Source organism: Methylobacterium sp. Leaf118 (genome assembly GCF_920984675.1).
Taxonomy (GTDB): domain Bacteria; phylum Pseudomonadota; class Alphaproteobacteria; order Rhizobiales; family Beijerinckiaceae; genus Methylobacterium.
Map to the genome: position 1 here is coordinate 1 of NZ_CAKLBV010000135.1, position 1,614 is coordinate 1,614.

At 73.2% G+C, this 1,614-nt stretch carries 3 protein-coding genes; all 3 read right to left on the reverse strand.

Annotation, left to right across the window (positions count from 1 at the left end; genetic code table 11):
- A partial coding sequence (locus LW587_RS23870) for a DUF2934 domain-containing protein (protein WP_232632052.1) occupies nt 1-212 on the reverse strand: 212 nt, incomplete at its 3' end.
- A gap of 79 nt (nt 213-291) precedes the next feature.
- The gene (locus LW587_RS23875; protein WP_232632053.1) at nt 292-558 is read right to left on the reverse strand and encodes a hypothetical protein; all 267 of its coding nucleotides are present in this window, start codon (nt 556-558) and stop codon (nt 292-294) included.
- A 31-nt stretch (nt 559-589) separates the two neighbouring features.
- Nucleotides 590-982, reverse strand: a complete 393-nt coding sequence (locus tag LW587_RS23880) for a hypothetical protein (RefSeq protein WP_232632054.1) — start codon at nt 980-982, stop codon at nt 590-592.
- Nucleotides 983-1,614 lie beyond the last annotated feature (632 nt).

The window sequence follows — 1,614 nt, forward strand, 5'->3', positions numbered from 1 at the left end:
TTGGCCCGCGCGGCGCGGGGCTTGGCCACCGGGGCGAGCGCGGCCGGGGCGGCCGCGACGCGGGTCTCGATGGCGAGCGGGGCCGCAGAGGCGGCCCGACCCAGCTCGGCCTCGGCCTGGAGCCAATGGGCCTCGGCCCGGCCGAAGCCGCGGCCTTCGTCTTCCCAGATGGAGTAGGCGCGTTCGCGCACCTGATGTTCGCACAGCTGCATGAAGGTCTCCCGAAACGTCCGAGGCGAGCCCGAACGATGGGAGGTCGTGGTTAAGGAGCGGTTAATCGCTCCGACCGTTTCAGCGCGACCGGTGCGAGAGGCGGCGGTGGTTCGCCCGGACCTTGCGGCGGTAGCCGGCCACGACCGCGCCGGTGGAGGCGCCGGTGGCGAGCTGCATCGCCGCCTCGCCGGCGGCGAACACCTTCTCGCTCACCATGCGCTCGGCCTCGGCCTGCGCGGCGGTGCCCCCCGCCGCCAGCTTGGCCATCCGCAGGCCGATCACCGCCTGGGCCTCGAAGGCCAGCAGGGTCGTGTCGACCCCGAGCTTCCAACATGGTCCGAACATCGTCGCGCGTTCCTTCGGGTCTGCTGCCGGGTCAATCGAAGCTGCGGCCCTTGGCGGCGGAGCCGCCGAGGCTGATCTTCTTCTGCGGGGCGGGCGCCGCCTTGCCCCGGCCGACGGCGGCGGGCTCCGGAGCGGCCTGCGCGGGCTTCAGGCGCGACTGCCCGTGGATGACCGAACCGATCTCGCCGGCGGCGCGGATCAGGTCCTCACGCTCGCAGGCGCGGGCCACCTTGAGGCCGAGCTGGTGCATGTGGCTCTTGCCGTAGAGGTAGGCCGCGAGCCGCGCCCGGGTCAGCGCCGGGATCGCCTCGAGGATGTAGGGCAGGTCGTATTCGTCGGCGCGATAGACCTCGCCGAGCAGTTCAAGGGAGACCGGGCATTCCGGATCGACGGTTGCGCCGGTGGTCGGGTGGGCCTGGCTCATGGGTCACCTGTCGTCGATGGGGCGGGATCGCTCGCCGCGACCGCGGTCGCGGGCGAGAGGGGGGACGCGGACACGGACACGGACGGACGCTCGAGGACACGCGCGTCGAGGCATCCGGTGCAGACCGAGGCGATCGCGAGGCGCGCGCGCCGATCCGCGCGCTCCCACACGGTCTCGCGCCCCGTCCCACTGCCCGCGGGCCGGCCGCCGGCCAGTCCGGTGGCGCCCTCGGGGGACGGGTTGGGGCGGATGCGCAGGGAGAGCGGTTCCTCGGCGCGGACAGCGGCCGGCATAGCGAAGAGCGCCGCGGCGGCAAAGGCGAAAATCGGGCACGGCGTCGCGCGCCCGTTCCTGGGGTGTCTCCTGCCCTGCCTCATGCGGATGCGCGGCCTCGCCCTGAACCATCGGGGACTGTCGGGCCGGGTCCAAAGAGAGAGCACCCGGGCCGGCAGAATCGGCCCGTCAGGGTAAACCGCGTCTTAAGGGCGGAAGCGTGGTGCCCGCGCCGCGCGAACGCGAAAAAGCCCGGCGCGGGGCGCCGGGCTTCGCGGAGAGGGCGGCTCCCGGAGGAGCCGCGATCCCGTTCGGTCCTAGTAGGAGCCGAACTTGTAGTTGATGCCGGCGCGGACCAC